This is a genomic window from Klebsiella sp. K5-306, from assembly GCF_051835185.1.
Taxonomy (GTDB): domain Bacteria; phylum Pseudomonadota; class Gammaproteobacteria; order Enterobacterales; family Enterobacteriaceae; genus Klebsiella; species Klebsiella oxytoca.
Map to the genome: position 1 here is coordinate 235,857 of NZ_JAIFJY010000002.1, position 23,514 is coordinate 259,370.

The following is a 23,514-nucleotide window of genomic DNA, read 5'->3' on the forward strand; positions in this document are numbered from 1 at the left end:
TTTGTTCAGTTTGCGCGTCTGCCCGCCTGATGAACTCATCCCGGCCGCGCTTTTCCAGGGAGGATGAAAAGGGGTGAGTGATCGCGCTCAAAAAATGCGCAGAAAATGAGATGGCGCTAGCATTTTTGCGCCTTCGCAGGCCGGCAGAAACCGATTTCAGGTGACACCATTTCGGAATTGGACTATTTCTGTGGGTGCGTCATCTGGGTATTTTTGATACTATTCGCGATTCAACTATCGATTTTTTGTGAAAAACAAGGCGTTGGAATGATTGCATCCGACCAGGAGACCTAATGATATCGACTCCCATTCGACGATATGGGGCCGCGATACTCATGTTACTTACCTGCATATTTTCAGGTAGTGTGCTGGCAACAACACACACAGCAACAACGAGTCATAAAGCCCCAATAGTTAAAAAGAAAAGTGCCGTTAAAGTAAGCAAGGTAAGCAGTAAACAAGAGTATTCTCGCAATAGTGTAAAGAGCAGTTCACTTCCTGATTTGCGAAAATACCCTTCCGGGACACCAAGGAAAAAAGCGTTTCTCCGGACGGTAATGCCTTATATTACGAAACAGAATCAGGTGATTACTGCCGATCGTAACTGGCTGGTTTCCAAGCAGTACGATGCGCGCTGGTCGCCGAGCGAGCGTACGCGCCTGAAAGAGATCGCCTCGCGCTATAAAGTGAAGTGGTCCGGCAATACTCGCCATATTCCATGGAACTCGTTGCTTGAACGCGTCGATATTATCCCGAACAGCATGGTTGCAACCATGGCGGCGGCGGAAAGCGGCTGGGGAACATCAAAACTGGCGCGCGTTAACAACAATCTGTTTGGTATGAAGTGTGGCGGTGGAAACTGCCGCGGCGCGGTGAAGGGCTACTCGCAGTTTGATTCGGTGGAAGAGTCCGTTCAGGCCTACGTGAGAAACCTGAATACGCATCCGGCTTATTCATCGTTCCGTAAATCGCGTGCGCAGCTGCGCAAGGCCGATCAGGAAGTGACCGCCAGCACCATGATTCATAAGCTGAAGGGCTATTCGACTAAAGGGTCGAGCTATAACAACTATCTCTTCGCCATGTATCAGGATAACCAGCGGTTGATTGCCGCGCATATGTAATGGCTTATCCATGACATTATTAATGCCCGGCGCGCAAGCCCGGGCATTTTTCTTTGCTCTCTACATCATGACTTCACTGTGCCGATCGCGATACTCCTTCGGCGTCACGTCGTACTCTTTCTTAAACACCGAATAGAAGTACTGCAACGACGGATAGCCGCACATCTGCGAGATTTCATTAATCGACAGGGTGGTTGAAACCAGCAGGCTGCGCGCTTTTTCCAGCTTCTCGCTGTGGATCACCGTATGAATTGTCTCACCCACTTCCTCTTTGAAGCGTTTTTCCAGATTCGAGCGGGAAATGCCTACGGCGTCCAGTACCTGCTCTACCTTAATCCCTTTACAGGCGTGGTTACGAATATAGTGCATCGCCTGGATAACCGAAGGGTCGGTTAGCGATCGGTAGTCGGTGGAGCGGCGCTCTACTACGCGCATCGGCGGGATAAGCTGTCGTTGAAGCGGCAGCTCTTCATTCTCCAGCAGACGATGCAGCAGCTTTGCCGCCTGATAGCCCATCTGGCGGGTGCCCTGAGCAACGGAAGACAGCGCCACGCGCGACAGATAGCGGGTAAGCTCTTCGTTATCAATGCCAATAACGCACAGCTTTTCCGGAACGGGGATATGCAACAGCTCGCAGGCCTGTAACACATGACGGGCGCGGGCGTCGGTGACGGCGATAATGCCGGTTTGCGGCGGCAGGGTTTGTAGCCAGTCGGCGAGGCGATTTTGCGCATGCTGCCAGTTTTCCGGCGCTGTCTCGAGCCCCTGATAGACCACGCCGCGATATTTCTCTCTGGCGACCAGCTGACAAAAAGCATGCTCGCGCTCTGCGGCCCAGCCTTTACAGCTGGATGTGGGCAGGCCATAAAAGGCAAAGCGGTTGATGCCCTTTTCCTTCAGATGGAGGAAGGCGCTCTCGACCAGCGCGGCGTTGTCGGTAGCGATGTAGTGAACCGGCGGATAGCACTCCGGGCGGTGGAAGGAGCCGCCGACGCCGACAATTGGAACATTAACGTCGAGCAGCAGGTTTTCAATCTCCGGGTCGTCGTAATCGGCAATAACGCCGTCGCCTAACCACTCCTTGATGTTTTCAATTCGCGCCCGAAAATCTTCCTCAATGAAGATATCCCATTCCAATTGCGATGCTTGTAAATATTCGCCGACGCCCTCAACGACCTGGCGGTCATAGGCCTTGTTGGCGTTGAATAACAACGTAATACGGTGACGCTTTTCAAACATAGTGTTGTTCCTGGTCTCTCTTGCAGGCCATACAATACCGGCCAATGCCCGGATTATTTCAAGCTACTTGTGCCTAAGTTTGGCTGTAGCGCAAAGAATTCGGGCATTTTTTTCAAAGCTCTCAGCTCCGGCGTTTGGTGGCTGAATCCATCCACACCGCGAGTAATAAAATGACCCCTTTAACGATGTACTGCCAGAAGGTGGCGACATCCATCATGCTCATGCCGTTGTCCAGCGCGGACATGATAAACGCGCCCATGACCGCGCCGGCAACGCTGCCGACGCCGCCGGCGAGGCTGGTTCCGCCGATCACGCAGGCGGCGATGGCGTCCAGTTCGGCGATGTTGCCGGCAGAAGGAGAACCGGCGCCCAGACGTGAACTGAGAATCAACCCGGCAATCGCCACCATCAGGCCATTAATGGCGAACACCGCCAGCTTGGTGCGTTCCACGCTAATGCCGGATAGACGCGCGGCTTCCAGGTTGCCGCCGATGGCGTAGATGCGGCGGCCAAACGCGGTGCGGGTGGCCATAAACATACCCGCCAGCAGCAACGCGGCGAGAATCAGTACCGGCGTCGGGACGCCGCGATAGTCGTTTAATAGCCAGATAGCGCCCAGCACAATAACGGCGGTAATCGTCTGGCGACCTACGGTCGAAGCGGAAGCGGGCGTGGCAAGTCCCAGGGCCTGACGTCGCATACGGCCGCGCCATTGCCAGATAATAAAGGCCGCCATTCCCGCCACGCCGATACCAAAGCCAATACCATCAGGCAGATAGCTCTGGCCGATTTGCGACATCGCCGGGCTGGTGGGAGAGACGGTGGTCCCGTTGGTGATACCTATCAGAATACCGCGGAATGCCAGCATACCGGCGAGCGTCACGATAAACGACGGGACTTTACGGTAGGCGACCCACCAACCGTTCCATGCGCCCAGCAGCAGGCCAAGCGCCAGCGTGACCACAATCGTCAGCGGCAGCGGCCAGCCGAGCCAGACGTCAAATATTGCCGCTGCGCCGCCGAGCAGGCCCATCATCGAGCCGACGGAAAGATCGATCTCGGCGGAAATAATCACAAACACCATGCCGACCGCGAGAATGCCGGTGATGGCGGTCTGGCGCAGCAGGTTAGAGATATTACGCGCGCTCAGATAAGCGCCTTCGGTAGTCCAGGTGAAAAACAGCATAATGGCCACGATAGCGGCGATCATCACGAATACCTGGAGATTCATCCCTTTTAGCCCGGAAAAAGCCCCGGAGACGGGCGGGGTGAGTTTCATTTCAGACGTGTTCTTCGACATGGCGTTCGCTCCTCAGTGCGGCTTCCATCACCTGTTCCTGTGTCAGGCCCTGATTAATCAAATCGGCCTTCAGTTTGCCCTCATGCATCACCAGCACCCGATCGCTTAGCCCCAGTACTTCGGGCAGTTCGGATGAAATGACAATGACGGCGATCCCCTGCTGCACCAGCTGATTAATCAACTTGTAGATTTCGTACTTGGCGCCGATATCAATGCCGCGGGTAGGCTCATCGAGTATCAGAATGCGCGGGTTCAGCAGCAGGCAGCGGGCGAGGATCGCCTTTTGCTGATTGCCGCCGCTCAGGCGACCGATCGCCAGCTCTGGCGATGAGGTTTTGATTTTCAAACGCTGGATGGATTGCTGAATGCAGTGTTGCTCTCCGGCATCGTCAAGGCTGCTCAGCGGGCCGGTAAACTGGTTTAACGCGGCGAGGGTGATATTTTTACCCACCGCCATCACCGGCACGATGCCGTCTTTCTTTCTGTCTTCCGGCACCATGGCGATGCCCTGCGCGATGGCCTGCTGGCAGTTGTGAATCGTCACCTGCTGGCCATCGATGAAAATTTTCCCCTGCCAGCGGCCCGGCCAGACGCCAAACAGGCACTGTACCGCTTCGGTACGGCCCGCGCCGACCAGTCCGGCTATCCCCAGAATTTCGCCGCGCCGCAGTGAAAAAGAGACGTCATTGACCCGCTTAATGTGGCGATTGACCGGATGCCAGGCGGTTAAATTTTCTACGCGCAGGATTTCATCGCCGCAGCTATGGGCTTCGTTCGGATAGAGGGCGGTAAGCTCGCGGCCGACCATCATGGTGATGATGTCATCTTCGTTCATGCCGTCAGCGTTACGGGTACCGATATGCTGCCCATCGCGGATCACGCAGATAGTATTGGATATCGCTTTGACTTCATTGAGTTTGTGGGAAATGTAAATACAGGCAATACCGTGATTTTGCAAATCGCGAATAATATTCAGCAGAATGGCCGTTTCTTGTTCCGTTAATGAGGCGGTGGGTTCGTCGAGAATTAACAACCGTACCTGTTTATTTAGCGCTTTCGCTATTTCGACCAGCTGCTGCTGGCCAAGGCCTAAATCGCCGACGCGGGTGTCGGGTGATATGGCTAAATTGACCTGGGCCAGCAGCTTCTCGCAGCGTAAGGTCATGGTTTCGTAATCCAGCAGACCGTGGCGGGAGATCTCCGCGCCGAGAAAAATATTCTCCAGAACGGTCAGGTGTTTTACCAGCGCCAGCTCCTGATGAATGATGGCAATTCCTTTGCGTTCGGTATCGCGAATATGGCCCGGCTGCAAAGTTTCTCCGGAAAAAATAATCTCTCCCTCATAGCTACCGTGCGGGTATATTCCGCAAAGCACCTTCATGAGCGTAGATTTCCCGGAGCCGTTTTCTCCGCATAATGAGACCACTTCCCCGGCGTTCAGCCGCAGGCTGACATTATCAATCGCCTTCACCGCGCCGAAGGTTTTAGTCATGTTTTTCATTTCGAGTAACCAGGACATAGAGGCTCCGCATAAGCGATATCCGGCTGGATGGAGTAACGCCCCCGGCAGAGGGCGTCAGAGATTACAGCTCGCTTTTTTTATGGAAACCGTCTTTGATCACCGTCTGGTCAATGTTGTCTTTATTGACTTCAATGGGCGTCAGCAGACGAGAAGGGACATCTTTCAGGCCGTTGTTGAGCGTGGCGTCAGCCTTCGGCTGTGTGTCGTTGCCCAGTTCGACGGCAATCTCCGCCGCGGTGGTGGCAAGGGTGGCGATCGGTTTGTAGACGGTCATCGTTTGGGTGCCAGCGATAATGCGCTTCACGCCGGCGAGGTCGGCATCCTGACCGGAGATCGCCACTTTGCCTGCGAGCCCCTGGGCGCTCAGGGCCTGAATGGCGCCGCCGGCGGTGGCATCGTTAGAGGCGACAACCGCATCAATTTTATTATTGTTGGCGGTCAGGGCGTTTTCCATAATTTTCAGTGCGTTTTCAGGTAGCCATCCGTCAACCCACTGATCGCCGACGACTTTAATTTTGCCTTCATCAATATAGGGCTTAAGGACTTTCATTTGGCCGGCGCGGAAAAGCTTGGCGTTATTATCAACGGGCGAGCCGCCCATTAAGAAATAGTTACCCTGAGGCACTTTATCGACCAGGCTTTGCGCCTGCATTTCGCCCACTTTCTCATTATTAAAAGAAATATAAAAATCAATGTCAGCATTATTGATGAGACGATCGTAGGCGAGAACTTTAATTCCCTCCTGTTTAGCCTCTTTTATCACATTACTCAGCACTTGACCGTTATAGGGAATAATAACCAGAACGTCGACGCCGCGATTAATCATGTTTTCGATTTGCGACATTTGCGTTTCTTCGTTGCCATTGGCTGACTGGACGAATACTTTTGCACCTAATGATTCAGCTTTATTGACAAAAATATCGCGATCTTTTTGCCAGCGCTCAAGACGCAGATCGTCAATCGCCATGCCAATTTTAACTTCTTTCGCAATGCCCGACAGGCTGGTGAGGAGGAGTGAAGCACAGAGCGTTAGGCAAAGGTTCTTTATCTTCATAATAATAACACCTTTTTTGTAAAGTGCAGGATAAGACGAACGATAAAAATAAACGGCCTGATACGTAGCAGATTTTTAACGCGGAAAGGGGCGCTGGCAATTATCTATGCTTATTTTGCCGTTATGAAATTTTGTTTATTTGTTAATTTATGACCGGGATCGTACTTTAATAATTAGTTCTCATCGTATTTCATTGATCTCTCGTGGCGTAAGCAGCGAAGTGAGGGCGTTGTTCTATTGTTTTTGCGACCTGGCGCACGTTTGTGGATTCTCTCAATCACGGTGTGAAATAACGTAATTGAGGAAAGTAAAAAGAGAATTCTATATTGGCTTATGACTTATTACTCGCCGCATCCCTGAATATGGAGTTCATTATGCAGACCTATTTTGATCAACTCGATCGCGTTCGTTATGAAGGCCCGACATCCGCTAACCCACTGGCTTTCCGTCATTACAACCCGGATGAACTGGTGCTGGGCAAACGGATGGAAGACCACCTGCGCTTTGCGGCCTGCTACTGGCACACCTTCTGCTGGAATGGTGCTGACATGTTTGGCGTGGGCTCCTTTAACCGCCCGTGGCAGCAGCCGGGCGAAGCGCTGGAAATGGCGAAACGCAAAGCGGATGTCGCGTTTGAGTTTTTCCACAAACTGAACGTACCGTACTACTGTTTCCACGACGTTGACGTTTCCCCTGAAGGGGCATCGCTGAAAGAGTATGCCAACAACTTTGCGCAAATGGTTGAAGTGCTGGCGGAAAAACAGCAGCAGAGCGGCGTCAAGCTGCTGTGGGGAACGGCAAACTGCTTTACGAACCCGCGCTATGGCGCCGGGGCGGCAACCAATCCGGATCCGGAAGTGTTCAGCTGGGCGGCGACTCAGGTGGTCACCGCAATGGATGCGACCCACAAGCTGGGCGGCGAAAACTATGTCCTGTGGGGCGGCCGTGAAGGTTATGAAACCCTGCTGAATACCGATCTGCGTCAGGAGCGCGAGCAGATTGGCCGCTTTATGCAACTGGTCGTTGAGCACAAACACAAGATTGGCTTCCAGGGTACGCTGCTGATTGAACCCAAACCGCAGGAGCCAACCAAACATCAGTATGATTACGACGCTTCTACCGTCTATGGTTTCCTGAAACAGTTCGGCCTGGAAAAAGAGATCAAACTGAACATCGAAGCGAACCACGCGACGCTGGCCGGTCATACGTTCCATCACGAAATTGCGACTGCCATTGCTCTGGGACTGTTTGGTTCCGTTGACGCTAACCGCGGTGACCCGCAGCTGGGCTGGGATACCGACCAGTTCCCGAACAGCGTTGAAGAAAACGCGCTGGTGATGTACGAAATCCTGAAAGCGGGTGGTTTCACCACCGGCGGCCTGAACTTTGATGCTAAAGTGCGTCGTCAGAGCACCGATAAATACGACCTGTTCTACGGCCATATCGGCGCAATGGACACCATGGCGCTGGCGCTGAAAGTTGCCGCGCGCATGATTGAAGGCGGCGAGCTGGATAAACGCGTTGCCAAACGTTATGCCGGCTGGAACGGCGAGCTGGGTCAGCAGATCCTGAAAGGCCAGATGAACCTGGCGGATATTGCTCGCTATGCCACTCAGCATGACCTGGCGCCGCAGCACCAGAGCGGCCATCAGGAGCTGCTGGAAAATGTGGTAAACCGCTACCTTTTTGATCGCTAATGAAGGCGATGATGCCCGGCGGGACCGGGCATTGGCTATAACCGATGCTTTATTCGCGCCACGCTTAGCCGTGGCGCGTCAGTAAGGAGAGGCTGTATGTATATCGGGATTGATCTGGGCACCTCGGGCGTCAAAGCTATTCTGCTCAATGAGCAGGGCGAGGTCGTGGCTTCGCATACTGAAAAGCTCAACGTGTCGCGTCCGCACCCTCTATGGTCTGAACAGGACCCCGAGCACTGGTGGCAGGCGACGGACCGCGCGATGAAAGCGCTGGGTGCGCAGCACTCGCTGCGCGAAGTCAAAGCGTTAGGTATTGCGGGCCAGATGCACGGCGCGACGCTGCTGGATAAGCAACAGCGTGTCCTGCGCCCGGCGATTTTATGGAATGATGGCCGCTGCGGTGAAGAGTGCGCGCTGCTGGAAGAGAAAGTCAGCCGCTCGCGGCAGATAACCGGCAACCTGATGATGCCGGGATTCACCGCGCCGAAGCTGCTGTGGGTACAACGCCACGAGCCTGAGATCTTCGAGCGGGTTGATAAAGTCCTGCTGCCTAAAGATTATCTACGTTTACGCATGACCGGCGAGTTTGCCAGCGATATGTCCGATGCCGCTGGAACGATGTGGATGGACGTGGCGCGAAGGGACTGGAGCGATGAGATGCTCGCCGCCTGCGGTCTGAACCGCGACAACATGCCGACGCTGTTCGAAGGATGTGAAGTCACGGGGGCGCTGCGCCCGACGGTTGCGCAGTCGTGGAATATGCCGGAAGCGCTGGTGGTAGCCGGCGGCGGCGATAACGCAGCCGGTGCGGTTGGCGTAGGTATGGCGGATGCGGGGCAGGCGATGCTGTCGCTGGGGACCTCGGGCGTCTACTTTGCGGTCAGCGACGGCTTTCTTAGTAAGCCGGAAAGCGCCGTACACAGTTTCTGCCACGCGCTGCCCGGGCGCTGGCACCTGATGTCGGTGATGCTGAGCGCGGCTTCCTGTCTGGATTGGGCGGCGACATTAACCGGCCTTGGCACGGTTCCGGCGTTGATTGCGGCGGCGGAGTCGGCGAACGAGAGTGCCGATCCTATCTGGTTTCTGCCTTACCTCTCCGGTGAACGTACGCCGCACAACAATCCGCAGGCGAAAGGCGTCTTTTTCGGCCTGACTCATCAACATGGTCCGGCGGAGCTGGCGCGGGCGGTGCTGGAGGGCGTCGGTTATGCGCTGGCGGATGGCATGGATGTGGTGCACTCCTGCGGCGTGAAGCCGGAAAGCGTGACGCTGATTGGCGGCGGCGCGCGCAGCGCGTACTGGCGGCAAATGCTGGCGGATATCAGCGGTCAGCAGCTTGATTTCCGCACCGGCGGCGACGTGGGACCGGCGCTTGGCGCGGCGCGACTGGCGCAGCTGGCGCTGCATAAAAACGTCGCATTCTCCGATCTGCTGCCGCAGCTCCCGCTGGAGCAGGCCCACTGCCCTGATGACGAGCGTTTTGCCCGCTACGCCCCCCGTCGGGAGACATTCCGACAGATTTATCAGCAGCTTTTACCGCTGATGTCGTAATATTTTGCCCTCGGTTAACGAGGGCAAATTACATCCATGAATGCATCGTTCGCATTTATCTGTCCTGCGTATTTATATATTCCGAATTTGTCGTTTCTGCTTCCTGAAGCATCAGCAGTAAAGCTTTACCGGTACATAATGGACGCCATCTTTCGCAGGGAGGCTCCATGAAAAATAAGAATATTGCGCCGAAACTGTTGATGGTCATCGGGGCGCTGGTGTATCTGATGGGGATCTGGCACACCTGTCCGTTATTTAGCGGTAAAGGCTATTTCCTCGGCGTACTGGTGATGGGGATGTTCGCCATGCTGGCCCATCAGCGCACGATGCAGGAGGAGCGCAGAAATGACGACGGGTTTGTATCGCTATGCCGACTGGTGCTCCTGCTTTCGCTTGGCCTGTTAATGGTCGGCGCGAGGTTTGTACCTGCCGGTTGGGATGAGAAAAGCATCTACGTGGCGGCCTGGTTTGTGTGCATGTACGGCGCGTCAGCCTTGCCGCATAAAGCACTGGCGGCGGGCGTGGCGCCGCAAGACCCTACGGAATAGCCTTAGCTGACGAAACGGCGGCTATCAAACCGCTGAACCAGAGCCGAGAGCAGTAAGCTGCCCAGCAGCGCGGCGCTGAATATCCAGATAATATCCAGTAACGGCCAGCGGCTTAGTTCAAGCCCGCTGGCGCGCAGCGCGTGAATGATCAGCGCATGAAAACCGTAAATCCCTAAAGAATGGCGCGCAATCGGCGCAATAAGCGGCAGCTGACGCCGATTGAGCGTGTTTTTTACCAGCGTCAGCAGAGCGATGGCGCAGACAAAAACCGCAGGACCGCAGTATAAATACCAGGTATCGCCGAAATCGCCGCGCCAGCGCAGCTCGTGCAGCGTGCCGCGTGAGATTACCCACACGCCGGCGATGAACAGCGCGGCGCAGAGGGCGGTCAGCCATTTTTTCTCGGTATCCAGCATGCCGATAGCCCGTCCCAGCACGCCATACATCACGTAGTAAAACGTGTCGCCATTGATATAAAGATTGAACGGCAACCATTCAACGCCTCCGGCTTTTACCTGGACCATATTGGGGTTCGCCAGAATGCCCAGTACCAGCATCAGCGCCAGCAGCATCCTGCCGCTTACCTGTTTAACCTGCACCAGCGGCGAAAGCAGATATATCACGACGATGGCGAAGAAAAACCACAGATGGTAGAACACCGGTTTTTGCAGCAAATTCTTCAGCGACAGCTCAACGTTGATATGGGTGAACAGGGTGATATAGAGCAGCGATAGCGTGCTGTAGAAGAGAATGCACAGCGCGATACGCAGAAAATGGCGGGGCTGGGCGCTGCGCTCACCGAAAAACAGATAGCCTGAAATCATGAAAAATAGCGGTACGCTGACGCGGGACGCAGAGTTGAGGATATTGGCCAAATCCCACTCCAGCAGGCTAATCGCGTGCGGGTGCGTAATATACCAGGTAGTGCTATGAATCATGACGACCATCAGACAGGCAATGCCGCGCAAATTAGTAATCCAGTGTATTTTTTCCTGCATCAGAACCTCAGTTTCACCTTCTCCATCTGGCTCTGACTATCCATATTCGACCCTGTCGCAGTGGAATAATCTGAGTTTTTCGCCATAGACTTGTCGAGGTGTGGCCCAATTCGCACAATGAGCCGGTTATTTTACGTAAGCTGCACGATAACAATTTACTAACAAGGCGGTCGAGAACAAATGGTGATGAAATATGCGTTTTCTGGACTACTGCTGTGCCTGCTGGCGGGCTGTAGCGCAACGCCGCCTCAGCCTACGCAGAAGGCGCAGAAAGCGCGGATAACGCCGCAGACCACCCTCAATATGGAGCAGCTTTGCAAGGATAATGCCGCCGTCCGTTATAATACAGGCGTGCGCCAGGTGGACGTCAGCCATTTCGAACAGTTCCAGGGCAGCTTTGAGCTTTCGGGCAAGACTGCGCGGAATGAACGCTTTATCTGTTCTTTTGACCCGGACGGGCAGTTTTTACATCTTTCGATGCGCTAACGACGGCCGCGCTGGCGCTAATTTCCGCAATTTTCCCTAAACAACCCCGTTTCGTACTGTATATCTCGCAGCCAGCGGGTATACTGGCTCCTTCCTTTAAATCCACACGTATCCAGCACGAAATCATATGCAAAAGTTTGATACCAGGACCTTCCAGGGCCTGATCCTGACCTTACAGGATTACTGGGCTCGCCAGGGCTGCACCATTGTTCAACCACTGGACATGGAAGTCGGCGCAGGCACCTCTCACCCGATGACCTGCTTACGCGCATTGGGTCCAGAGCCGATGGCGACCGCCTACGTGCAGCCGTCTCGTCGCCCGACCGATGGCCGTTACGGTGAAAACCCGAACCGCTTACAGCACTACTATCAGTTCCAGGTAGTGATAAAACCCTCCCCGGAGAACATCCAGGAGCTCTACCTTGGCTCGCTGAAAGAGCTGGGTATGGACCCGACCATCCACGACATTCGCTTCGTCGAAGACAACTGGGAAAACCCGACGCTGGGCGCCTGGGGTCTGGGTTGGGAAGTGTGGCTGAACGGTATGGAAGTCACGCAGTTCACCTACTTCCAGCAGGTGGGCGGTCTGGAGTGTAAGCCGGTTACCGGCGAGATCACCTACGGTCTGGAACGTCTGGCGATGTATATCCAGGGTGTCGACAGCGTTTACGATCTGGTCTGGAGCGATGGCCCGCTGGGGAAAACGACCTACGGCGACGTGTTCCATCAGAACGAAGTGGAGCAATCCACCTATAACTTCGAATACGCTGACGTGGACTTCCTGTTCTCCTGCTTCGAGCAGTACGAGAAAGAAGCCCAGCAGCTGCTGGCGCTGGAAAACCCGCTGCCGCTGCCTGCCTACGAGCGCATTCTCAAAGCCGCCCATAGCTTTAACCTGCTGGACGCGCGTAAAGCCATCTCCGTCACCGAGCGTCAGCGCTATATCCTGCGCATTCGCACCCTGACCAAAGCAGTGGCTGAAGCTTACTATGCTTCCCGTGAAGCCCTTGGCTTCCCGATGTGCAACAAGAATAAATAAGAGGCAGCCATGTCTGAGAAAACTTTCCTGGTGGAAATCGGCACTGAAGAACTGCCACCAAAAGCCCTGCGCAGCCTGGCTGAATCCTTTGCTGCGAACGTGACCGCAGAGCTGGATAACGCTGGCCTAGCGCACGGTAAAGTTGAATGGTTTGCCGCGCCGCGCCGTCTGGCGCTGAAAGTGGCGAATCTGGCGGCTGCGCAAGCAGACCGCGAAGTCGAAAAACGCGGTCCGGCGATTGCCCAGGCGTTTGACGCCAGCGGCCACCCGAGTAAAGCGGCCGAAGGCTGGGCGCGCGGCTGCGGTATCACCGTCGATCAGGCGGAACGTCTGACGACCGATAAGGGCGAATGGCTGCTGTATCGTGCTCACGTGAAAGGCGAGAGCACCGAAGCGCTGCTGCCGAACATGATCGCAACCTCGTTGGCGAAGCTGCCGATCCCGAAACTGATGCGCTGGGGCGCGTCTGACGTCCACTTCGTGCGTCCGGTTCATACCGTGACCCTGCTGCTGGGCGACAAAGTCATCCCGGCAACTATTCTGGGCGTCCAGTCCGATCGCGTTATTCGCGGCCACCGCTTTATGGGCGAGGCTGAGTTCACTATCGACAATGCCGATCAGTATCCGCAGATCCTGCTGGAGCGCGGTAAAGTCATCGCCGATTACGAACAGCGTAAAGCCAAAATTAAAGCCGATGCAGAAGAAGCAGCGCGTAAAATTGGCGGCAACGCCGATCTGAGCGAAAGTCTGCTGGAAGAGGTGACTTCACTGGTGGAATGGCCGGTAGTCCTCACCGCGAAGTTCGAAGAGAAATTCCTTGCGGTGCCTGCCGAAGCGCTGGTTTACACCATGAAGGGCGACCAGAAGTACTTCCCGGTTTACGACAACGCGGGCAAGCTGCTGCCGAACTTCATCTTCGTCGCCAACATTGAGTCGAAAGATCCGCAGCAGATTATCTCCGGTAACGAGAAAGTGGTTCGCCCGCGCCTGGCGGATGCTGAGTTCTTCTTCAATACTGACCGTAAAAAACGTCTGGAAGATAACCTTCCGCGTCTGCAAACCGTCCTGTTCCAGCAGCAACTGGGTACGCTGCGCGATAAGACCGATCGTATTCAGGCGCTGGCCGGCTGGATCGCCGAGCAGATTGGCGCTGACGTGAATCATGCCACCCGCGCGGGCCTGCTCTCCAAGTGCGACCTGATGACCAACATGGTCTTCGAGTTCACCGATACGCAGGGCGTGATGGGCATGCACTACGCGCGCCATGATGGCGAAGCGGAAGACGTTGCGGTTGCCCTGAACGAGCAGTATCAGCCGCGCTTTGCTGGCGATGACCTGCCGTCTAACCCGGTAGCCTGCGCGGTTGCGATTGCCGATAAGATGGACACCCTGGCGGGTATCTTTGGCATCGGTCAGCATCCGAAAGGCGATAAGGACCCGTTTGCGCTGCGCCGCGCCGCGCTGGGCGTGCTGCGTATTATCGTTGAGAAGAACCTCAATCTGGACCTGCAGACCCTCACCGAAGAAGCGGTACGTCTGTACGGCGATAAGCTGACCAACGGCAACGTCGTTGATGATGTTATCGACTTCATGCTGGGGCGCTTCCGTGCCTGGTATCAGGATGAAGGCTATACCGTCGACACGATTCAGGCGGTGCTGGCGCGTCGTCCGACCCGTCCGGCAGACTTCGATGCGCGTATGAAGGCGGTTTCCCACTTCCGTACCCTCGAAGAGTCCTCTGCGCTGGCGGCGGCCAACAAGCGTGTTTCTAACATTCTGGCGAAATCAGACGTTACGCTGAACGATATCGTCCATGCTTCGGTATTGAAAGAAGCGGCCGAGATCAAGCTGGCAGGCAATTTAGTCGTGCTGCGCGATAAGCTGCAGCCGTACTTCGCCGAAGGGCGTTACCAGGATGCGCTGATTGAGCTGGCGTCCCTGCGCGAGCCGGTGGATGAGTTCTTTGAGAACGTGATGGTGAACGCAGAAGATCAGGACGTGCGCGTAAACCGACTGACGCTGCTGTCCAAGCTGCGCGATCTGTTCCTGCAGGTAGCGGATATTTCCCTGCTGCAGTAAGTGAATGGGTAATAATAAAAAACCTGCCTGCGGGCAGGTTTTTTTATGCATGGAATATAAATAAATGAACCGTTAATAATTCTCTGAATAATATTTATTTAATTTGCATTGATTGCCAGGAATTATTTTAGGAATATGCCAACGTAATCTGGTCAGATATTTACGGTAGAATGCTGACGGGTGCTTGAGACTGTTTGTCTCAGGCGTTCAGCGGGAGACAGACAGAGAAAAGCCCCACCTGATGATAAATCAAAGTGAGGCTCCCCTATGCATCAACACCATAAGAGTAGCCTCTTACCTGTTGAAAATCAACACGGGAGGCGAGGAATGCCGCAAAAGTATCTGTTGTTTAGCTTAATAGTGATTTGCTTCACTATTTTATTATTTACCTGGATGGTGCGTGATTCGCTGTGTGAATTACAGCTCAGACAGGGGAATATTGAGCTGGTGGCGTTCTTAGCCTGTGGGATTAAAACGTAAGAGACGGTGGCGGAGAGCGATCCCCGCCATTCTTACGGCGTGAAGCATTCTCAAGGCACCCTGTTTTTTTCATCAAATAAATAATTTGCCTCCTGTTTTCAGGAGGCTTTTTTTTACCGTTTTGCCATCCGGTGAAAAAACAGGCTTGAAATTCATATCAGGGTGTGGCTATCCTATGGCCCGACGAATCCCTCGTCTTACTGGAGAGCACGCGCCAAATGAACAAACACGACTGATGAATCTCATGCCTTGCTTAGCGCTATTGGCGAGCAGGGGAAGTATTGATTTCATTCAGGAGTGCTTATGGCTCATTGTGCCCAGATCCCCTCTTTTATTTTGCATCAGGTCACCTGTCACTTTGCGACAGGAGATACCCTTTTTGGTCCGCTGAATTTATCGCTGGACTCCTCTCTTTGCGGCCTTGTCGGGCGCAACGGCGTCGGTAAAACCCGGCTTTTACGCTTGCTGGCGGGCCATGACACGCCGTCGAGCGGCCACATCGAGCGCATGGTTTCCGTGAGCTACGTTGCTCAGCTGCGGGATAGGGCTTCAGAGATGACGCTGGCGGAATTGCTGGGCCTGGAGTCCATTTTCGCTGCTCTCGCTCGCCTTGATCGAGGGGAGGGACGAAGTGACGATCTTGAACGTCTTGATGGTTTTTGGGATCTCCCGGATCGTCTGGATACGGCGTTTCTTGCGGCTGGCTTAGGTACATTTTCTCCTGCACGGCCCGCCCCTTCGCTGAGCGGCGGTGAAAGAGTGAAGGCGCAGCTTTGCGGGGCATTCCTGTCCGGCGCCGATTTTCTTCTGCTTGATGAACCCACCAACCATCTCGACCGTCCGGGACGCGAGTGGCTGTATCAGCAGCTTAAACAATGGCGCGGCGGGGCGCTAATTGCCAGCCATGACCGGGAGTTATTAGCGGTCATGCCGCGTATCCTTGAGCTGACGCCTGCGACTTTGCGTCGCTACGGCGGCAACTATGCGGATTATCAGCAGCAGCGTGAGCTGGAACAGCAGGCGGCTCGCTCCGCGCTGGATCATGCCGTCGCTGAACGGCGCCGTACCCGCGCACGGATGCACAAAGAGCACGATGCCTGCCAGCGGCGTTCCGCGCAAACGTTACGCACCGTCGATACGCTAAATATCGCGTCATTCGAGCGGGTTGCCTGGAAAGGCGCAGCAAAAGAACGTCCCGGCAGCCTGCAGCGCCAGCATCGACAGCAAAATGGCGCCCTTAACAACGCGGTAGTACAGGCGCGGGAGAGAGTGGAAGAGGAGAGCCCGGTGATGTTTACGTTACCTGGCAACCGGATAGCCCCGGGAAAACAGGTGCTGGAACTGGATGCGGTGCGGTTGGCGCATACGATGTTGGCACCGCTGAGCTGGCGGATGGATGGGCCAATGCGGGTGGCGCTGCGTGGTCCCAACGGCTGCGGTAAAACCACGTTGCTGAAAACGCTGCTGGGTCTGGAGCTGCCGATCGCTGGACGCTGCCGCTTATCGGTTAACGTGGCGTATCTGGACCAGCATCTGACCCAACTGGACCTGTCATTATCGGTTATGAAGCACCTGAACCTCGGCGATACGCCCTTAAAAGAAGGCGCGTTGCGTAGCCAGCTGGCGCAGCTACAGCTGGGGGCGGATAAAGTCGATCTGCCGCTATCGGCACTGAGCGGAGGCGAGAGATTGAAGGCGGCGCTGGCCTGCGTACTCTGGCGGCGTGATGCCACGCAGCTTCTGCTGCTGGACGAGCCCACGAATCATCTCGATTTGGCATCCACTCAGGCGATTGAAAAAGCGCTGGCCCGGTTTCCCGGTGCGATGCTGGTGGTCTCGCATGATGAAGCTTTCTTGCAGGCGCTGAAGCTGACCCACAGTCTGACATGGCGGGAAGATGGCTGGTGCTTTGAGAGGCTATAAAAGAAAAACCGCCATTTACGATGGCGGTGAACTACGCTGAAAATAAAAAAAATCCCCGCCGTATGGCAGGGACTTAGAATTTTGAGCTTTTTAAGCTTACAGGCTGGTTACGTTGCCAGCTGCCGGGCCTTTAGCGCCGCTTTCGATGGTGAAGGAAACTTTCTGACCTTCGTCCAGAGATTTATAGCCATCGTTCTGGATAGCAGAGAAGTGTACGAACACGTCTTTAGAACCATCGTCAGGAGTGATGAAGCCAAAGCCTTTGTCAGCGTTGAACCATTTTACGATACCAGTCATTTTACCGGACATAGTGAATTACCTTTAAAAAAATAAATGAGCCTTGCGGCGTTACGGTCTGGACTACAGATTTAAAGCGATAAAGGGAAAGTTCACTACCGGGGTATCAACGGATAACCTTTGAAGGACTGCTCTATTCGAATGCTCTGTGGTCTTTACTTCAAACCTGCGAGCATTAACGCATTTTCACGTCGTGATAGCAAACTTTTTTTTCGTTGGCTTGAAAACGGTCCTTTAGCAGGACCGCTAGCCGAAACCTATAAACGCTAAAATTATGAATCAATAAGCTGTCTTGAAAGCTGCGGATTGGCCTGTATCAGGCGCATCAGCTTAAGCTCCGTGGGCGAAGGCCGTACGCGTCTTGACTCCCACTCTTGTACCATTGCTACGCTGACGCCCATGGCGTTGGCAAAATCATCTATTTTCAGCCCGGTACCTTTGCGTAGCTGGTCAAATTCAATGCATGCGGCGGGCTTACGCGTCAGGGAGGCCGCCTGAGCCTGATGATTAGAAGTGAGATAAATGAACAGGGATAAGCGAGATAATTGTGGGATTCTGTGGTTGTCCCGGGGATTTATTGGGATGGTTACTGTAAAACTATTACATACAGTGAAAAAGAAATCGGGCAGAGAAATTTCTTCATCTGCCCATTATTTTACTCGTTATCACCGAAGGAAAACAGCTGTGGTTGACGGTGAGCCATCACTTGTTTGTGTACACGGTGAATCAGCTTGCGTAACCCCCGTTCAGTAATGCCATATTTCGTACTTAGCTCAGCCCAGTTATTCCCCCGGAACTCTTCATAAATCTGCATATCGCGTAGAGATAGTTTATACGCGTAGTCACGAGGAAAAGTGAAGTTTTGCCCGCCAAAGTGAGATGCCAGAAAATCTGCCACAGCCAGCCCCAATTGTTCAGCCTGCTCGGATGACAAACCGTAATCAACGCCTGTCTCGGTGACATGGTCAGCAACCTCAGACAGCAGTTTATGCCGCTTATGCTCCATTGGTGTTGTCATGGTGACCTCCCGACATCACTTTACACTCTGCAGGGTTTCCTGCGCCTTACGTTCGCGAGTCTGCCACTGCTTCAGTGTCTCAATCACACGGCTTGCTGCCCGAGTATTGAGCCAGTCAAGGCGGCTGATGCCGGTTATGCGGTGCACATAGACGTTGATTGCCCGTTCGGAGCAGTCACGAATAAAACCTTCGTCAGCCATTTCAAGCCACAGCGACCGAATTTTCTTCGACTGGTCGTCGGTGGCCGTCAGCTTCTCTTTCTTCTGGGTCCGGACCTTGAACCCGATTTTCTTCATCGCATCGAGGATCTGGTTCAGTTGCCCGATATTCATTTCACGCGTGGATTCAATGCCAGCGTAGGTATTCAGCAACTGGCGGTAAGTATCCTCATCCATGCATAGCTCGCGCTTTGCCACATGGATGATTTTAATCAGCTGGGAACGGGTCATTTATTCAGTCCTCCCATTTGATTTGCGGTCGATACGCTCAATTTCAGCGATAATGAGTGCGCCTGCTTTTACTAGATTCCGTCGCTCGTTTGTCGGCTTGAAACTGTCGTCATGCCAGTCAGCGGGCCAATAACTCATCGCCTCCATCGGTTCGATATAACAGATTGCAGCTGCCGCCAGTTGGCAACCAACATACGTATCATCCTGCTCTGTCGAAAATCCCTCTACAGACTGCTGCCGTTGACGTTCAGCGATAATATCGGCAATCGCGCAACTATCCCGAGCTGGTTGTCCCTGGCGATATAAATTATCGCCAATTTTTAGCCCCAAACTCATTGGTGGAACGTAATAGACCAACATCCACTGTTTATCGATGTACGCCACAGGCTCGCTGTCCATTGTCGCCAGCGACTGACGAATCAGAGCTTCTAACTGGCGATCAGTTGCATCACAGCCACCATCACTATCAAGCTGTGAAACCCAATTTGTTAACTGCTCTCTGGTTATGGTTAATTTGCTGGTCATTGGTTGGCTCCTTTGGGCGTACACACACCACGCAGCGCTAGCTCACCACCGTTAAGCTCTTTAATTTTGGCAAACGCAGCACGGCAGGCTGATTCTGTATTAAATTCCTGAGTTGTTATTGTCGGTTTAGCTTCTGAATAGCTGTAACTCCCGAACATCCAGATAATTAGAATCCACATCATTCAGCCCTCACTTTTGAATTGTTCAGCCAACTCAATAAGCTCAAAATCATCGCGGCTCATTCTCGATATTCGCACCTGAACACCACAGCACTCACATGCATCAGAAGTAAATTCCAGACCACGGCCTCGTTTTCTTACTTCCCCCTCAGTACCGGTAGGCAAAGATGCCATCATGTTTCCTGCTGGCCTGGCAAGTTTTACCCGAGCCCAGTCCCATTTATAAAGCTGCCTTGGCGGTTTACTCTTCATGAATTTCACCTCTGTTACTGGAAATTGAAAAGAATAAAGAGCGTTAAGGCTGCGGTTAACGTGCCAATAATTAACCACCAGAATCCTTTACGCTCATGTGATGACTGAAACCGGGAGGCTTCAGCGATGAGTTTTTTATTCATATGTGGAACCCTCTTACGGCTTATGAAAGTAATCCCAGGCTGAAGTAACGGCGGGGTAACAAATAAATGCAACAGCCACCCAGAAGACGATACAGCCCAGCACGAGCAATAAACGAATGTTGCCGATGGTTAATTTCATGGTTTGTACTCCAGAGAAAGGGATGAATCTTTACCGGAAACACCGTGATTTAAACGAGCTTTTAATCCCTCGTTAAATCCCGCTTCCGCTGCATCCTGATCACCACGACATTTTTTAGCTTCACGGGGTTTCAGATCGGATAAATCCTGCTCTTTCTTCATCTTTGCCAGGAAATTTGCCATCAATGTTTTTTCGGTTTCCGTTACCATAAATGGCTCTATAGCCTGATATGCGCCTTCGGCCCATCCTTCGCAGAACTGGTCGGCGCGGGCTGTTTTGGTGGCTGGCTTAATATTTTTACGCAGAGAACCAATAAAGGTGCGTCGGGCTTTTACCATCTGTCGGGAAAGAACGTCGAAGGCATAAGCAGCGATTTCCGGACGTTCGTCAGGACCATAAAAAATGACGGTATTTTGGTTCTGGCTGTTCATATAGTTGCGGCGGAAAGAGTAATAGCAGTTAACACCCATAGCACGGCAAATTAACTGGCCCAGAAACGTCATATAACGGGGGATGCTTTGTGCATGGGATGGCGCACCTTTACTGGCCTTGCTGGTGATATCCATCAGATCGATATCATTCTGGCTCAGCTTGTGCTTACGCATCAATGCCTGCGCCTGATTGAGCGCAGTGGCCGCTTCATGAGAATTCGAACTGCGACGGGCCAGATTCAGAAGCTTTTTGATTTTTGCCAGGTACTTTTCAGTTTCATTTGTCATTTTCATCACCAGTCAGAGGTTGTAATTCAGCTGTGGGGACAAAAGCGTTATAGGAAAGTCCGCAGTGAGGGCATTTCAGAATCAGGTCGATACACCACGTACCATCAAAACTTTCCATAATGGTCGCTTGCTCAAAATCCAGATCATCGACCGGGTTGTCGCAACGTTTGCATAACAGAGACATTTATTCTTCCTCCCGCCAGACTTCCCCACAAATCAATAAAGCGCCCGGTGAGCGCTCATGAATGACGTCTGCGACCAGTTCGCAGGACTGCTTATTCAGATAGATATCTTCAGTAACAGGCAGTGCGTCACAGGCATCTGTTCCGCAGGCTGATACCAGTAAAATAAAACCGGCTAATGTCAGCATAAATAGTCCTATTGCTAAATCCGGCGTGCAGAATCCCACGGCACTGACGCCGGATTAAAAAGAAATGGAGAAATAAATTAAATAGCAGCGATATCTAACGGTATATTAACCAGCTTCCCGGACTTATCTTTCTCCCGGAAATTAATATAGGTTTTGGACATGGCCACCTGCAGCGATTCCGATATCGCATCCATTGCCTTAATCCAGCGCTCATCCTGGATTTTTACCCTTCGCAGGGAGAGAATACGCCCGGTGTTAAGCTGTCCCTCTTTATCAACCTGGAAAGCATCGCTCACAATAGCCCGCAGGTTAACATTGGCATCTTTCGACCATTCAGTGACGCATTCATCAAACAGATCTTTAGCAATCTGTAGCTCCGGCCCGAACGTCAGCGTTTCCTGTACACGAATAGTGATTTGCTCGCTACCGTCAAAGCTGCTGAATGTCACATTACCCTTTGCGCCGCCGCGAGTTCTGCCATATTTTTCAGCCACAAGGTCAAGCCAGGCATAACATTCATCAAAGGCGCGACGTTTAAACTCGCTGAGTTCATCACGCTTTATCTTTGCAGCAGAAACCTGTTCCCGGACAAAACTGTCCATTGCCAGATCGTAATCAGAAATCTGGCTTATCGGAACCAGGCGACCTTTACGGTCTTTCATGTATTCGTCCTGATTAATTGTCGTCATAATATGACCTCAGTGTTTAATGTGATTTGCCGGAAGGCTGCAGATAATCAGCTGCAACCCGATATCCGCTCTGTTTCAGTTTGTTGAGAACAGATTCATTTACAACGGGCTTTAATGACTCAAGCGTCGCCAGCTCACTTTCACTCGCGTCTTTTGTATTTGCGCCGGTCATTTTGCAATAGATAAATCCTTCTGGCGTCAGCGCGATTAAAATCTCTATCTTTATTGCCATTATATTTTCCCTTCAGTGAAGTAATGACTCTGACCAGATAACCCTGCAACCATACATCTCAACTTCCCCCTGACGGTAACGCCCCTGATGGTCAATACCTGTCATGGTATAACCCGACTTTTTCCCCCTGAAATGACTGACGCACGGACTGTCGCGAGAAACACGAATAACCGGCTTTCCTGAATAAATCATGATGCTGGTGACAGGCGTATTCATTGCATTGAGTGCCGCAATGGCATTCATCAAATCAGCCAGCTGTTTATTAACGTTCGGTATTGTTTTCATTTAAACCGCCTTAATAACGTCGGCATTAACAACTGGAACACCGAGCTGCGCCGCCATATTCATGGCTGCAATCACCAGATTGCTGACCGCCAGAGGATATAACAGGCTGACAACCCCTCTGCGACCGCCGATATTGTTACTGAGGCGGGCACGGATGGCATCGACAGCGGTGTTATCCAGCACATCAGTTATTGGTTTTCCGGCACGTTCGAATTTGAACTTCAGAAAGCGCTCCAGTTCTGTGTCCAGCGGCAGCAGTTCAACCACTTCACAGCGCTGAACCACCTCACGGACTTCCTGGTTGCGTTCAGACAGTTTCATCGCCAGTTCCGGCTGGCCAATCAGCACGATGGACAGCAGTTTTTTAAAGCCATGCTCCAGCTCAAAGAAGCGTTTCAGGTGCTTCAGCGTGGGAAGCGGCAGTGAATGTGCCTCCTCAATCACCAGAACGTGGCTGTAACCGGCGTTGCTGGAGTCCTTCAGCACGCGGTGTAACTGGCGAAAGCGGGCCTCCTGACTGCGTTTGACGTTCTCCAGTGGTGCGATGGTGTTAATGATGGCTTCGGCGATACTGGCCGCTTTCAGAGTCTTGCCTTTGTTGTCGTTGTCCTCCATCGCGATGATGTAGGGCTCAATGACGATGGCTGGCGCATTTTCACGGTGGATACGCTCAATCAGGTCACGGCGCAGTGTGCTTTTCCCCGCGCCGGATTCCCCGATAACAGCCATAAATCCACCAAAACGGGCTGTCTGATACAGTGCCTCGCGGACGTAGCGAATATCCGGCGTGGTGAACACGTCCTCTGAACTCTGCATGGCGTCATCCGCGAACGGGTCACGGAAAATGCCGAATTGCTTTTTGGTGACTGGATTTAATACCTGTTTTGCCAGTAACATATTTTCGTCCTCTTCGTTATTTGCCTGTTGCGGGACGGAGGTACTGGCGGGTTCCGCCGCCAGTACCTCATCAAACGCCCGGGATAATTCCTCCCCGAGCCCGCGTGATGCCAGGAATGTCATAATCTTCTGCCGCACTTCTTCAGGGCGACGCTTCGGCCAGATGCCGTGGTTAATCAGCTGTGAAACGGCGGGCTGCGAAACAGCTGCAGCTGCAGCGACTTCCGTCTGTTCAATACCGTGCTGTTTCATCAGGTCTTTCAGTACCAGCATGGGTGCCTC

Annotated in this window: 29 protein-coding genes; 9 read left to right on the forward strand and 20 right to left on the reverse strand. The window is 53.2% G+C overall.

What is annotated here, in order from left to right:
• Window positions 1-293: 293 nt before the first annotated feature.
• A complete protein-coding gene (locus K2184_RS04810) occupies window positions 294-1,121 on the forward strand; it encodes a protein bax (RefSeq protein WP_072060468.1) in 828 nt (275 codons plus the stop codon).
• A gap of 60 nt (window positions 1,122-1,181) precedes the next feature.
• Here K2184_RS04810 and xylR read toward each other — a convergent pair whose 3' ends face one another.
• From xylR to xylF, 4 genes are all read right to left on the reverse strand, one after another.
• Window positions 1,182-2,360, reverse strand: a complete 1,179-nt coding sequence (xylR, locus tag K2184_RS04815) for a D-xylose utilization transcriptional activator XylR (protein WP_004106805.1) — start codon at window positions 2,358-2,360, stop codon at window positions 1,182-1,184.
• 121 nt (window positions 2,361-2,481) lie between these two features.
• On the reverse strand, window positions 2,482-3,660 hold the full coding sequence (xylH, locus tag K2184_RS04820) for a xylose ABC transporter permease XylH (protein WP_004116352.1): 1,179 nt from the start codon (window positions 3,658-3,660) through the stop codon (window positions 2,482-2,484).
• The gene (locus K2184_RS04825) at window positions 3,641-5,179 is read right to left on the reverse strand and encodes a xylose ABC transporter ATP-binding protein (RefSeq protein WP_004106801.1); all 1,539 of its coding nucleotides are present in this window, start codon (window positions 5,177-5,179) and stop codon (window positions 3,641-3,643) included. The genes xylH and K2184_RS04825 overlap by 20 nt, the downstream gene beginning before the upstream one ends.
• 64 nt (window positions 5,180-5,243) lie before the next feature.
• Window positions 5,244-6,236, reverse strand: a complete 993-nt coding sequence (gene xylF, locus K2184_RS04830) for a D-xylose ABC transporter substrate-binding protein (protein WP_053064473.1) — start codon at window positions 6,234-6,236, stop codon at window positions 5,244-5,246.
• Between the two features lie 374 nt (window positions 6,237-6,610).
• Between xylF and xylA the strand changes: the two genes are divergently transcribed.
• The 3 genes from xylA (at window position 6,611) to yiaB (ending at window position 10,032) form a co-directional block, all read left to right on the forward strand.
• Window positions 6,611-7,933, forward strand: coding sequence for a xylose isomerase (gene xylA / locus K2184_RS04835; RefSeq protein WP_064356406.1), 1,323 nt, complete (start codon window positions 6,611-6,613; stop codon window positions 7,931-7,933).
• Window positions 7,934-8,029: 96 nt separating this feature from the next.
• Window positions 8,030-9,484, forward strand: coding sequence for a xylulokinase (gene xylB, locus K2184_RS04840; protein WP_024274806.1), 1,455 nt, complete (start codon window positions 8,030-8,032; stop codon window positions 9,482-9,484).
• Between the two features lie 167 nt (window positions 9,485-9,651).
• Entirely contained in the window at window positions 9,652-10,032 is a 381-nt protein-coding gene (yiaB, locus tag K2184_RS04845) for an inner membrane protein YiaB (RefSeq protein ID WP_004106793.1), read from the forward strand.
• Between the two features lie 2 nt (window positions 10,033-10,034).
• On the opposite strand, the gene K2184_RS04850 is transcribed toward yiaB, so the two are convergent.
• Complete coding sequence (locus K2184_RS04850) at window positions 10,035-11,030, reverse strand: acyltransferase (protein WP_004106791.1); 996 nt, start codon at window positions 11,028-11,030, stop codon at window positions 10,035-10,037.
• Window positions 11,031-11,210: 180 nt separating this feature from the next.
• Here K2184_RS04850 and K2184_RS04855 point away from each other — a divergent pair, with 180 nt between their 5' ends.
• The 5 genes from K2184_RS04855 to K2184_RS04875 all read left to right on the forward strand — a co-directional run bounded on the left by K2184_RS04855 (window position 11,211) and on the right by K2184_RS04875 (window position 17,037).
• Complete coding sequence (locus K2184_RS04855; RefSeq protein ID WP_004116342.1) at window positions 11,211-11,516, forward strand: YsaB family lipoprotein; 306 nt, start codon at window positions 11,211-11,213, stop codon at window positions 11,514-11,516.
• A gap of 127 nt (window positions 11,517-11,643) precedes the next feature.
• Window positions 11,644-12,555 (forward strand): glycine--tRNA ligase subunit alpha, encoded by a 912-nt coding sequence (gene glyQ / locus K2184_RS04860; protein ID WP_004106786.1) that lies wholly within the window; start codon window positions 11,644-11,646, stop codon window positions 12,553-12,555.
• 9 nt (window positions 12,556-12,564) lie between these two features.
• Window positions 12,565-14,634 (forward strand): glycine--tRNA ligase subunit beta, encoded by a 2,070-nt coding sequence (glyS, locus tag K2184_RS04865; RefSeq protein ID WP_004106780.1) that lies wholly within the window; start codon window positions 12,565-12,567, stop codon window positions 14,632-14,634.
• 327 nt (window positions 14,635-14,961) lie between these two features.
• Window positions 14,962-15,114 (forward strand): type I toxin-antitoxin system toxin HokA, encoded by a 153-nt coding sequence (gene hokA, locus K2184_RS04870; RefSeq protein WP_004106778.1) that lies wholly within the window; start codon window positions 14,962-14,964, stop codon window positions 15,112-15,114.
• A 303-nt stretch (window positions 15,115-15,417) separates the two neighbouring features.
• The gene (locus tag K2184_RS04875; RefSeq protein WP_163524754.1) at window positions 15,418-17,037 is read left to right on the forward strand and encodes an ATP-binding cassette domain-containing protein; all 1,620 of its coding nucleotides are present in this window, start codon (window positions 15,418-15,420) and stop codon (window positions 17,035-17,037) included.
• Window positions 17,038-17,133: 96 nt separating this feature from the next.
• Here the strand turns inward: K2184_RS04875 and cspE are convergent, their stop codons facing one another.
• The 15 genes from cspE to K2184_RS04950 all read right to left on the reverse strand — a co-directional run bounded on the left by cspE (window position 17,134) and on the right by K2184_RS04950 (window position 23,505).
• Window positions 17,134-17,346 (reverse strand): transcription antiterminator/RNA stability regulator CspE, encoded by a 213-nt coding sequence (cspE, locus tag K2184_RS04880; RefSeq protein WP_000014594.1) that lies wholly within the window; start codon window positions 17,344-17,346, stop codon window positions 17,134-17,136.
• 260 nt (window positions 17,347-17,606) lie between these two features.
• Window positions 17,607-17,858, reverse strand: coding sequence for an HTH-type transcriptional regulator (locus K2184_RS04885; protein WP_439237723.1), 252 nt, complete (start codon window positions 17,856-17,858; stop codon window positions 17,607-17,609).
• Between the two features lie 131 nt (window positions 17,859-17,989).
• The gene (locus K2184_RS04890) at window positions 17,990-18,352 is read right to left on the reverse strand and encodes a Mor transcription activator family protein (RefSeq protein WP_025712890.1); all 363 of its coding nucleotides are present in this window, start codon (window positions 18,350-18,352) and stop codon (window positions 17,990-17,992) included.
• Window positions 18,353-18,367: 15 nt separating this feature from the next.
• The gene (locus tag K2184_RS04895) at window positions 18,368-18,802 is read right to left on the reverse strand and encodes a gp16 family protein (protein WP_275880910.1); all 435 of its coding nucleotides are present in this window, start codon (window positions 18,800-18,802) and stop codon (window positions 18,368-18,370) included.
• Complete coding sequence (locus K2184_RS04900; RefSeq protein ID WP_315965855.1) at window positions 18,803-19,327, reverse strand: hypothetical protein; 525 nt, start codon at window positions 19,325-19,327, stop codon at window positions 18,803-18,805. It lies immediately after the preceding gene.
• Window positions 19,324-19,509, reverse strand: coding sequence for a hypothetical protein (locus K2184_RS04905; protein WP_309599556.1), 186 nt, complete (start codon window positions 19,507-19,509; stop codon window positions 19,324-19,326). The genes K2184_RS04900 and K2184_RS04905 overlap by 4 nt, the downstream gene beginning before the upstream one ends.
• Window positions 19,510-19,758, reverse strand: coding sequence for a hypothetical protein (locus K2184_RS04910; RefSeq protein ID WP_071996501.1), 249 nt, complete (start codon window positions 19,756-19,758; stop codon window positions 19,510-19,512). It abuts the gene before it with no gap.
• Between the two features lie 156 nt (window positions 19,759-19,914).
• Window positions 19,915-20,040, reverse strand: a complete 126-nt coding sequence (locus K2184_RS04915) for a hypothetical protein (protein WP_260617827.1) — start codon at window positions 20,038-20,040, stop codon at window positions 19,915-19,917.
• On the reverse strand, window positions 20,037-20,759 hold the full coding sequence (locus K2184_RS04920; protein ID WP_032742820.1) for a DUF2786 domain-containing protein: 723 nt from the start codon (window positions 20,757-20,759) through the stop codon (window positions 20,037-20,039). Before K2184_RS04920 ends, K2184_RS04915 begins: the two co-directional genes overlap by 4 nt.
• Window positions 20,749-20,943, reverse strand: a complete 195-nt coding sequence (locus tag K2184_RS04925; protein WP_032742822.1) for a hypothetical protein — start codon at window positions 20,941-20,943, stop codon at window positions 20,749-20,751. The genes K2184_RS04920 and K2184_RS04925 overlap by 11 nt, the downstream gene beginning before the upstream one ends.
• Complete coding sequence (locus K2184_RS04930) at window positions 20,944-21,129, reverse strand: hypothetical protein (protein WP_025712886.1); 186 nt, start codon at window positions 21,127-21,129, stop codon at window positions 20,944-20,946. It lies immediately after the preceding gene.
• Between the two features lie 77 nt (window positions 21,130-21,206).
• On the reverse strand, window positions 21,207-21,818 hold the full coding sequence (locus K2184_RS04935; protein WP_025712885.1) for a DUF3164 family protein: 612 nt from the start codon (window positions 21,816-21,818) through the stop codon (window positions 21,207-21,209).
• Window positions 21,819-21,834: 16 nt separating this feature from the next.
• The gene (locus K2184_RS04940; RefSeq protein ID WP_032742824.1) at window positions 21,835-22,050 is read right to left on the reverse strand and encodes a hypothetical protein; all 216 of its coding nucleotides are present in this window, start codon (window positions 22,048-22,050) and stop codon (window positions 21,835-21,837) included.
• Between the two features lie 12 nt (window positions 22,051-22,062).
• Window positions 22,063-22,335 carry a hypothetical protein gene (locus K2184_RS04945; RefSeq protein ID WP_032742827.1) on the reverse strand — a complete coding sequence of 91 codons (273 nt, stop codon included), beginning with the start codon at window positions 22,333-22,335 and terminating at the stop codon, window positions 22,063-22,065.
• Complete coding sequence (locus tag K2184_RS04950; protein ID WP_032742830.1) at window positions 22,336-23,505, reverse strand: ExeA family protein; 1,170 nt, start codon at window positions 23,503-23,505, stop codon at window positions 22,336-22,338.
• Between the last annotated feature and the right edge of the window lie 9 nt (window positions 23,506-23,514).

Coding starts and splice junctions, on each gene's coding strand:
- glyQ (WP_004106786.1), top strand. CDS start 11,644: ATGCAAAAGTTTGATACCAGGACCTTCCAGGGCCTGATCCTGACCTTA.
- xylR (WP_004106805.1), bottom strand. CDS start 2,360: ATGTTTGAAAAGCGTCACCGTATTACGTTGTTATTCAACGCCAACAAG.
- K2184_RS04940 (WP_032742824.1), bottom strand. CDS start 22,050: ATGGCAATAAAGATAGAGATTTTAATCGCGCTGACGCCAGAAGGATTT.
- K2184_RS04910 (WP_071996501.1), bottom strand. CDS start 19,758: ATGAAGAGTAAACCGCCAAGGCAGCTTTATAAATGGGACTGGGCTCGG.
- K2184_RS04945 (WP_032742827.1), bottom strand. CDS start 22,335: ATGAAAACAATACCGAACGTTAATAAACAGCTGGCTGATTTGATGAAT.
- cspE (WP_000014594.1), bottom strand. CDS start 17,346: ATGTCCGGTAAAATGACTGGTATCGTAAAATGGTTCAACGCTGACAAA.
- glyS (WP_004106780.1), top strand. CDS start 12,565: ATGTCTGAGAAAACTTTCCTGGTGGAAATCGGCACTGAAGAACTGCCA.
- xylA (WP_064356406.1), top strand. CDS start 6,611: ATGCAGACCTATTTTGATCAACTCGATCGCGTTCGTTATGAAGGCCCG.
- K2184_RS04905 (WP_309599556.1), bottom strand. CDS start 19,509: ATGATGTGGATTCTAATTATCTGGATGTTCGGGAGTTACAGCTATTCA.
- K2184_RS04925 (WP_032742822.1), bottom strand. CDS start 20,943: ATGTCTCTGTTATGCAAACGTTGCGACAACCCGGTCGATGATCTGGAT.
- K2184_RS04930 (WP_025712886.1), bottom strand. CDS start 21,129: ATGCTGACATTAGCCGGTTTTATTTTACTGGTATCAGCCTGCGGAACA.
- K2184_RS04875 (WP_163524754.1), top strand. CDS start 15,418: ATGGCTCATTGTGCCCAGATCCCCTCTTTTATTTTGCATCAGGTCACC.
- K2184_RS04950 (WP_032742830.1), bottom strand. CDS start 23,505: ATGCTGGTACTGAAAGACCTGATGAAACAGCACGGTATTGAACAGACG.
- K2184_RS04920 (WP_032742820.1), bottom strand. CDS start 20,759: ATGACAAATGAAACTGAAAAGTACCTGGCAAAAATCAAAAAGCTTCTG.
- K2184_RS04900 (WP_315965855.1), bottom strand. CDS start 19,327: ATGACCAGCAAATTAACCATAACCAGAGAGCAGTTAACAAATTGGGTT.
- yiaB (WP_004106793.1), top strand. CDS start 9,652: ATGAAAAATAAGAATATTGCGCCGAAACTGTTGATGGTCATCGGGGCG.
- K2184_RS04935 (WP_025712885.1), bottom strand. CDS start 21,818: ATGACGACAATTAATCAGGACGAATACATGAAAGACCGTAAAGGTCGC.
- xylH (WP_004116352.1), bottom strand. CDS start 3,660: ATGTCGAAGAACACGTCTGAAATGAAACTCACCCCGCCCGTCTCCGGG.
- hokA (WP_004106778.1), top strand. CDS start 14,962: ATGCCGCAAAAGTATCTGTTGTTTAGCTTAATAGTGATTTGCTTCACT.
- K2184_RS04850 (WP_004106791.1), bottom strand. CDS start 11,030: ATGCAGGAAAAAATACACTGGATTACTAATTTGCGCGGCATTGCCTGT.
- K2184_RS04915 (WP_260617827.1), bottom strand. CDS start 20,040: ATGAAATTAACCATCGGCAACATTCGTTTATTGCTCGTGCTGGGCTGT.
- xylB (WP_024274806.1), top strand. CDS start 8,030: ATGTATATCGGGATTGATCTGGGCACCTCGGGCGTCAAAGCTATTCTG.
- xylF (WP_053064473.1), bottom strand. CDS start 6,236: ATGAAGATAAAGAACCTTTGCCTAACGCTCTGTGCTTCACTCCTCCTC.
- K2184_RS04895 (WP_275880910.1), bottom strand. CDS start 18,802: ATGACCCGTTCCCAGCTGATTAAAATCATCCATGTGGCAAAGCGCGAG.
- K2184_RS04825 (WP_004106801.1), bottom strand. CDS start 5,179: ATGTCCTGGTTACTCGAAATGAAAAACATGACTAAAACCTTCGGCGCG.
- K2184_RS04810 (WP_072060468.1), top strand. CDS start 294: ATGATATCGACTCCCATTCGACGATATGGGGCCGCGATACTCATGTTA.
- K2184_RS04890 (WP_025712890.1), bottom strand. CDS start 18,352: ATGACAACACCAATGGAGCATAAGCGGCATAAACTGCTGTCTGAGGTT.
- K2184_RS04855 (WP_004116342.1), top strand. CDS start 11,211: ATGGTGATGAAATATGCGTTTTCTGGACTACTGCTGTGCCTGCTGGCG.